Annotated in this window: 8 protein-coding genes and 2 pseudogenes; 5 read left to right on the forward strand and 5 right to left on the reverse strand. The window is 57.9% G+C overall.

What is annotated here, in order from left to right; all coding sequences use genetic code 11:
- From H0V78_14145 to xth, 3 genes are all read right to left on the reverse strand, one after another.
- The coding region (locus tag H0V78_14145; protein MBA2352876.1) for a DUF421 domain-containing protein at positions 1 to 411 on the reverse strand (411 nt) is incomplete at its 3' end.
- Positions 412 to 659: 248 nt separating this feature from the next.
- On the reverse strand, positions 660 to 1,589 hold the full coding sequence (locus H0V78_14150) for a ketopantoate reductase family protein (protein MBA2352877.1): 930 nt from the start codon (positions 1,587 to 1,589) through the stop codon (positions 660 to 662).
- A gap of 11 nt (positions 1,590 to 1,600) precedes the next feature.
- Positions 1,601 to 2,377 (reverse strand): exodeoxyribonuclease III, encoded by a 777-nt coding sequence (gene xth, locus H0V78_14155; protein MBA2352878.1) that lies wholly within the window; start codon positions 2,375 to 2,377, stop codon positions 1,601 to 1,603.
- A 231-nt stretch (positions 2,378 to 2,608) separates the two neighbouring features.
- Here xth and H0V78_14160 point away from each other — a divergent pair, with 231 nt between their 5' ends.
- The 3 genes from H0V78_14160 to H0V78_14170 all read left to right on the forward strand — a co-directional run bounded on the left by H0V78_14160 (position 2,609) and on the right by H0V78_14170 (position 3,917).
- A complete protein-coding gene (locus tag H0V78_14160) occupies positions 2,609 to 2,842 on the forward strand; it encodes a hypothetical protein (GenBank protein MBA2352879.1) in 234 nt (77 codons plus the stop codon).
- A 375-nt stretch (positions 2,843 to 3,217) separates the two neighbouring features.
- Positions 3,218 to 3,505, forward strand: coding sequence for a hypothetical protein (locus tag H0V78_14165; protein MBA2352880.1), 288 nt, complete (start codon positions 3,218 to 3,220; stop codon positions 3,503 to 3,505).
- Positions 3,506 to 3,563: 58 nt separating this feature from the next.
- Positions 3,564 to 3,917 (forward strand): MaoC family dehydratase, encoded by a 354-nt coding sequence (locus H0V78_14170; GenBank protein MBA2352881.1) that lies wholly within the window; start codon positions 3,564 to 3,566, stop codon positions 3,915 to 3,917.
- Here the strand turns inward: H0V78_14170 and H0V78_14175 are convergent.
- A pseudogene (locus H0V78_14175) lies at positions 3,892 to 4,033 on the reverse strand (IS3 family transposase). The gene H0V78_14170 and the pseudogene H0V78_14175 overlap by 26 nt on opposite strands.
- Positions 4,034 to 4,229: 196 nt before the next feature.
- On the opposite strand from H0V78_14175, the gene H0V78_14180 reads away from it, so the two are divergent.
- Entirely contained in the window at positions 4,230 to 4,685 is a 456-nt protein-coding gene (locus tag H0V78_14180) for a hypothetical protein (GenBank protein ID MBA2352882.1), read from the forward strand.
- Between the two features lie 27 nt (positions 4,686 to 4,712).
- Here the strand turns inward: H0V78_14180 and H0V78_14185 are convergent.
- A pseudogene (locus tag H0V78_14185) lies at positions 4,713 to 4,898 on the reverse strand (transposase).
- A 766-nt stretch (positions 4,899 to 5,664) separates the two neighbouring features.
- On the opposite strand from H0V78_14185, the gene phaC reads away from it, so the two are divergent.
- Entirely contained in the window at positions 5,665 to 7,386 is a 1,722-nt protein-coding gene (gene phaC, locus H0V78_14190) for a class I poly(R)-hydroxyalkanoic acid synthase (protein ID MBA2352883.1), read from the forward strand.
- Positions 7,387 to 8,032 lie beyond the last annotated feature (646 nt).

Consider the following 8,032-nt stretch of genomic DNA (forward strand, 5'->3'; position numbering starts at 1 on the left):
ACGCCAGCAGCAATAATCCTTCGAATCCGGCACGACTGAGTTTTCCTCCAGCGGCGCCGGCCAGTTTTCTTCGCACGGCGGCAATAACGCCAACCCGGTGCGCGTTCGCCCCGGCGCAAACGGAAAGCTCGTGAGCTTGCCGCTGGGTTCGAGATAAGCGCGCTCGACTTCGCCTAATTGCTCGATGCCAGCCATACGCAGCGATTGAAACAGCTCGCTGCGCGACATGCTCTCTTCTTCCATGCCCGCGAGATCCATGCGGCCGTCGATCACCATGCGCGTGGTCGTACTGGCGACAAAATCCTTGAGCTTGCGGCTGTGTTCGGTCAGGCGCACGACGCCGCGCGTGTAAACAACAATTACCGTGATCGCGACCATCGCGTGCAGCAACGGTACATTCGGATAGAACATCGGGTCTCCGACGGCAGAACCGAGCGCGATGATAATGACGAAATCGAATGGCGCCAGTTGCCCGAGGCCGCGTTTGCCGAGAACCCGGACAACGACCAGCGCATAAACACATGACGGTGCACCGTAAAAGAATCTCCACCAAAAACAACGGGTGAAGGTTGCCGAGAAAAATGCGGCTGAGGTCGAACGCGTATTCCTGGGTTGGCATACTCAAAATCTCCTTCGAGAAATGCAGCGGATGGCACCCGCTATTGCAATCCGCGACGACGCCGTTCGTAAACTTGCAGATGAGAGTATGCGATTAGCAAAAGCGGCGCCGGCACATTGTTGGCCAGACCGCGGACCAGCATGTCGCCGAGGATGTGATCGGCCTCGGTGCGTTTGCCGGCTTCGATATCGCGGAGCATGGATGCAGTCAACGCCGAAGCCTTGTCGGTAAGTTGGGCGCGATAAGCGGCAAGCTGTTCGGGATCGGGCGCACGATGCGACGCAATCGCGACCTGTTCACACTCCTGCAGCAAGCCGGTGATGAAATCGTATCCGCCGGCCGCAGCCTGAATATCCGCGACCGATCCCCTCATCGTACAAGTCGCGCCGGCCAAGGCAGTCAGGAACACGAACTTGTCCCACATGTCCTGCTCGACGTTTCCCGAAACGCGAAAATCCGCAGACAAGGAAGCGAGCAGATTTTCGAAGGGCGACAGCCATGCGCTGACGCCTTGGCTGCGCGAGCCGACGATCAGGCGGTGGAAATCGTTCAGGTGTTTGATCTCTCCCGACGGTGTCAAGGTCAGGGCTAAATGCGCGACGCCGCCCCAAATCTGTTGCCGCCCGAATCGCGCGTCCAGAGCATCGAGATGGGCGACGCCGTTCAGCAATGGCAAGACAACGCTGTCGCCGCCGACAGCCGGAGCGATAGCATCGACGGCAGACGCGAAATCGTAAGCCTTGCACGAGAGCACGATGACATCGAACTTGTCGCGCAGGCTTTCGGCCGCAACGACTTTCGGCGCGGCGATATGCGCGTCGCCGAGCGGGCTGATCACGCGTAGCCCATGCGCGTTCAGCTGCTCCGCGCGTGGCGGACGCACGAGGAATGTCACGTCGGCCCCGGCGCTGCAGAACCTTGCGCCAAAATAGCCGCCTATGCCTCCGGCGCCAAGGATCAGGATACGCATGGCTGCTTCCTTCATATACCGGCAGTTTCGATCTCGGCCATGACTGGCGCATGATCCGATGGCCGTTCGAGCTTGCGCGTCGTCCGGTCAATAACGCAGGATCGGCAAGCTGTCGCCAGATCGGGCGTCAACAGAATATGATCGATGCGCAAACCCTGATTGCGGCGGAACGCGAGCATGCGGTAATCCCACCAGCTATAGGATTTCTCCGGCTGTTCGAACATGCGGAAGCTGTCCTTGAGGCCGAGGTCGAGCAGATCGCGAAACGCCTGCCGCTCGGCCGGGCTGACCATTACGTTGCCTTCCCAGCCGGCCGGATCGCAGACATCGCGGTCTTCCGGCGCAATATTGTAATCGCCGAGCAAGGCGAGTTTCGGATGGCGGCCGAGTTCGGCCATCACGTACCCATTGAGCGCAGTCAGCCACTGCAGTTTGTACTGGTATTTCGGCGAATCGACTGTCTGACCGTTCGGGATATACGCGCAGACGATGCGAACGCCATCAACGGTCGCGGCAATGACGCGCTTTTGTTCGTCGGGGTGGTTGGGAATCGCGCAAACGATGTCGGCCGCCGGCAGCTTGCTCAGAATCGCGACGCCGTTGTACGAAGGCTGCCCGCAAAACACCGATTGGTAGCCGGCAGCGCGCAGTTCGGCGGACGGAAACTTGTCGTCGGTCAGCTTGGTTTCCTGCAGACAGAGCACGTCCGGCTGATTGGCGGCGAGCCAATCCAGCACATGCGACAGACGCACCTTCAGCGAGTTTATGTTCCAGGTGGCAAGCTTCATACGCCATATAATTATATGGATGTTAACGAGAATAAACGTGGTTATGTATTCCCGCTACACAACTGGCTACACGCGCTCGGCTAGTGGTCTTCTGTTTTTTCTATGTTTCCCCATTTTCTACTTTAATCTATTTCTGGAAAAACTTTTTCCGGTATGGGGTGCTGAACCACTGTGTCTCAACCCGAATCGCAAGACTACCCCGGAGAATTCCCAACTGACTGGTCGCCGCTTTTGTTCCTCGCGCCCGATAGCCCGCGCGTAGTGCCGCTGCCGAGCGGTGTTCGCCCTCAGGTGTCTTTGCGCCGGTCGATAGCCCGCCGTGGAATTTTGCATCGCCCGCACTTCCTGACGAAGACGCTCGCGCGCGTGAGCACGGAGATGAGTCTTCACGTGCTCGCCTATAACCTCAAGCGATTGATGCGCATCTTGGGTATCGGCGCGACGCTTGCAATGATGAGGGTCTGAGGGCATCGGCTCTCTTCTTGCCCCTCAATCAGCCCAATCGGGCTGCTAAACACCTCGAACCGATCAATGCGACAATCTTGGATGAAGCTGGCGGCGCCGAAAACGCCATCCCGAAGCCATGCCAGCCCTGCTCTGCGTCAGTGAACGGACAGACAGTTTCCAGACCGCCTGGGTCGCAGCCTGCCCGTTCCAGGCGGGCGCAGAGTAGGGTTTCCTTTCACATCGAAAAGGAAGCCCCCCCATGGAATAGACCAGAGTCATTTCGCAAGCCACCGGCGAACCGTCAACCGATGCGCTAACGCTGCGCGCCCCACGGCGGCGCGATGCCATAGAACCAGGCACTACCAATTTTCAGTGCAGCATGCGCGTAAATTCATGTCGGCGGCGCGCAACAAACCGATGATCGCAGTCGAATCGGGGCGCAAGCCGAAAGGCGCCAAGGCCGCCGCCTCCCACACAGGTGCGCTCGCCGGCGCCGACGATGTTTACGACGCGGCGCTGCGCCGCGCTGGCGTTTTGCGGGTCGACACCACCCTCGATCTCTTCGCCGCCGCGCAGCCGCTCGCGCTGGCGCGGCCGCTCTACGGCGACCGACTTGCCCTCGTCACCAACGGCGGCGGTCCGGGTGTGATGGCAACAGACGACCTAGTGTTGAGGGTCTGAAAAAAGCTGGGTGAGCACGCCCGGCATCAACGACCAACGCGAATTTTTGGAGACGGAAATGAATGAACTGAACGGTTACGACATAGAAGATTTGAAGCCAGGTATGACGGCCTCGTTCGCGAAAACGATCACCGAGGCGGACATCGTCTTGTTTGCCGGTGTGTCCGGCGACAACAACGCGATGCACATCAACGAGGAATTCGCTTCAAGCACCCAGTTCCAGGGGCGCATCGCCCACGGCATGCTGACCGCAAGTGTGATTTCCGCCGCCATCGCCAACAAGCTCCCCGGCCCCGGAACGATCTATCTCGGCCAGAATCTGCGCTTCAAGGCGGTGGTGATCGACGAGGAGGCGATGGTGACGACGACGTGGAGCAGCCGACACGCATCCAGCCCACCAAATAGCGGCTGAACACGTCCAGGATCACATACAGGTGGAAACGCTCGCCCTTGCCGGGGACCCTTCAGCTTGGTGAGCTCCCAAGACCACACCTGACGTGGCCCCGTAGCCAAGAGCTCGGGCATTTTAATAAATGCAGACATCAAATCGGCAACTCGGCTTGTTGCCAGAACGCGGTGATAAGCCGCGGTCTGCGTTGCATGGATTTGAGTGCAAATTTTCACGCAAAACTGACCCAGTCTGGTGGTAATTTTCATCGAAGTTTGACCCACCGCTTACCATCGTTCCGTCACCAACGAGAGGGAGCGAACTGGAGTGAGCACCATGGACACTTTGGGCAAGATCAGGCGGTGGCATAACCGGGACGGCGAGTCGATTCGCAAGATTGCGAAGAAGACCTCGCTGTCGCGCAACACGGTGCGCAAGTATTTGCGTGAAGAAACGGCGGAGCCGAACTACCGCGAGCGGCGTGTGGCCACGAAGCTCGACCGATTCAGCGCGCAGTTGCGGCAATGGCTGGAAGGCGGCGCGAGCTGCCGCGCAAACAGCGGCGCACTGGGTGTGCGTTTGTGTGAAGACTTGCAGGCGCTGGGATACGCAGGCGGCTATGGCCGGGTGGTGGCCTTCATTCGCAGCTTGAAGCAGGAAGCGGCCACGGGCAGACGTGTTCATACCGCTCAAGTTTGCGCTTGGGGAAGCATTCCAGTTCGACTGGAGCGAGGAACAGGTGGATGCTTGGCGGCCAGCTGCAGAAGGTCAAGGCGGCGCACATCCGCCTGACCTTTTGCCGCAAGTTTCTCGTGGTGTGTACCGCCGCTTGTGACGGGCACAGATGCCGTTCTCACGCATGAGGCGCTCGACCCGCGCCTTGCTCGCTGGGAAACCCCGCTCCAGCACCTCGCGCACCATCCGCGGCGAGCCGTACGCGCCCTTCAGCTCGCGATGGATGACTTGGATGAGGGCGAGCAGTTGCGCGTCGATCAGCCGCTTTCGATTTAGCCACCGCGCCGAGGCTCTGGCCGCTCCTTACGCGCTTCACCACCAGGTCCTTGAACTCCACCGTGTATTCCTGCTTCGGTATTTTGAACATCATTTCTCCTTCCAGTCAGTCGAGGTTAGACCCAACCTCCTGGAAGACGAATTTTCGAGGGAAGCTAGCAGGCGGCGATTTTTCGCCCCGCAGATGAGGTTTATCTCATTGTCGCCATACCCCCAACGCGTGCGCGCGTGCTGTTTTACTATTCACACTCCAGCAACCGGTTCGTTGGGCTCAAAAGTGAGCTTTGCCATGCCTACACTCGTAAAGGCCGGCGAAGGCCCACAGCGGCCGGAGCAAGGCTTGATTATGTGCTCCGTAAGGTCTATACCTAGAACGCCTTGCCCGCTCGGGTCAGGCCAAGCTTAGTCAGCAATCTGAAGGAGGTTAGACATGAAACGCTATATCTACTCCGCGCTGTTTTCATTAACAATCCTGTCCTAATATCCTGTTCTCACATCGCGCCGACTACCTCGCCAGATAGGTAGAAAAAGCCACGCTCCTGGCGCGGCGTATCTCACTATCGCAACTAGATGTGATTTCCGCGACCGTTATTCAGCGAACACGCGGAACTCGGTTCCAGGGGTGGCTGATGATTAAGACTTGGATCAAGGACATGGGAAAGAGCGTTTGATTTCCCTATTCACTGCAAATTTTCCGGCGCCGGCAAAGCAAGACTCTCGCGCGGGCTAAAGCAATCACGCGATCTAAAGGAGGACAGCAATGAAACAGGTCTCGAGCCAACCAGAGACCGTATTTGAACTCTTCTCCCTGGCGAACACGCACCTCGCCAAGGATTTCCTTTCCCCGAGCATTAATAGTGGATTCAGGGAAAGCATTTTGCAGCATCCCGAGCAGTGGATGGGGCTCTATGCCAGCTATTGCCAGCAGCAGATGGAAATCTGGGCGCGCACGCTAGACGCAACTGGAGACGGGGAACGGCCTCGCGAGCCGCTGGTTGCGCCGGACAAAGGAGACCGGAGATTCAGCGATCCCGCCTGGCGCGAAAACCCGGCGTTCGATTTTTTTAAGCAATCATATCTGCTGGCGTCGACCTGGCTCACCGAAGCGGTGAAACTCGCCGAACTGACCGCCGCGGATCGCAAGAAGCTCAGTTTTCACGCGCAGCAGTATATCGATTCGATCTGCCCGGCGAATTTTCCCGCCACCAATCCGGAAGCATTGAAACAGGCGGTCGAGACGAAAGGCGAGAGCTTGGCAGCTGGGCTTCGTAACTTGCTCGAAGATATGGAGAAACGCCAAATCAGCACGACTGATGAATCGGCGTTTGAAGTCGGCAGAAATCTCGCCGTCACTCCCGGGTCGGTGGTGTTCGAAAACGACCTGATTCAATTGATCCAGTACGCGCCAACCACCGAAACCGTGTACGAGCGTCCGCTGCTCATCGTGCCGCCGTGCATCAATAAGTACTACATTCTCGACCTGCAACCCGAAAACTCATTCGTGCGCTACGCGGTCGACCAGGGATTCACGGTATTTCTCATATCCTGGCGTAACGGCAGCGCCGCAATCGGCATGAAAACCTGGAGGGATTATCAGAGCGAGGGAATACATAAAGCGATAGACGCGGTGCGAGAGATCAGCGGCGCAAAGAAAATCAACACGCTCGGATTTTGCATCGGCGGCGCGATGCTTTCATACGCGCTGGCAGTGTTGGCCGGCCGGAAGAAGCGGCTGGTTTCGTCGATGACTCTGCTCACCACGATGCTCGAATATTCCGAGGTCGGCGACATCGGAGTGTACGTTTACGATCCCGATCTTCTCGAGCGCGAAAAAGAGTTCCAGAAAGGAAGGCTGCTGCATGGCAAGGAACTCAGCACCGCCTTTTCATCGTTGCGCCCTAACGACCTTATCTGGAATTACGTGATCAACAACTATCTAAAGGGCAAAAACCCGCCCGCATTTGATCTGCTGTACTGGAACAGCGACTCGACCAATCTGCCGGGGCCGATGTTTGCGTATTATCTGCGCAACCTCTACTTGGAAAACAACATGGCGAAACCAGGGTGCCTGACAATGGACGGCGTTGCGGTCGATCTCGGCAAAATCAATATCCCTTCCTGCGTGTACGGTTCGCGTGAGGATCACATCGCGCCCTGGCCGTCTTGCTTTGCCAGTACTGAATCATTGAAAGGCAAGGTCGAATTCGTATTGGGGGCAAGCGGTCATATTGCCGGAGTCATCAATCCGCCCACCAAGTCCAAGCGCAATTTCTGGACTGGAGGTGAAATGGGCCAGGGTGCGGAGCACTGGCTCAACAGCGCGCAATCCGTCCCCGGAAGTTGGTGGCCGCACTGGGGCGATTGGCTGAAGCAACATAGCGGCAAGCAGGTCGCCGCTCCGGCGACGCCAGGGAACAAGGATTATCCCGTGATCGAACCCGCGCCGGGACGCTACGTCAAGGAACGCACGGTGGCCGAGTGAGCGCCGACGCATGAACGCGGCATCGTGACTCCCGTTTTTGCACGCGATCGCGGACCAGGCAGAGGAAATTGCGCCTCGGCCACGGGGAGATGCGGTGTGAGGCTGGAATAAGAAATCATTCGAACCTGGGCCCCTATGACCATGTCCACAGCAAACCTAACATATTGATTAATAAAATTGTTGTTTCGGACTTGCAATTCAAGCTACGCATCTATTACACGGTCTAGGTTTGTCCCGCTTAATTTTGCGCTCAAGCCGGTTATCGTCAGGCTTTCAATCATACGGCGCTGCTCCACCGAGTACGCCTTTAAGCTCGCGCATCAATTCCCTGAAGTTCCCACGCCCCGCTCTTGTACGCATTGCGCGAGACTTTGGCCTTACCTTCCGCTGTCCTGGCCCCGGACGATTTTTCCCACGGCCGCCATGTGCAAATCAGCGCTGATTGCCGTTCGCGGCGTTCCAATGTCCGGCCGTTCACTCACGATTTGCTAAAGTAGCGGCTTCCGCGGCATTCGTTGTCACCGTTCGTATCCATGCTGACACTCGTCGTCGTCTCAAGGCGCTCAATGAAGTCGCTCTCCCCGCACTGCTCGACCAGGGTCTTCTGTTCGTCCTGGCGGGCCGGCAGCGCTAGCGCAATATTTTT

It is taken from the genome of Burkholderiales bacterium (assembly GCA_013695435.1).
In the GTDB taxonomy this organism is placed as follows: Bacteria; Pseudomonadota; Gammaproteobacteria; order Burkholderiales; family JACMKV01; genus JACMKV01.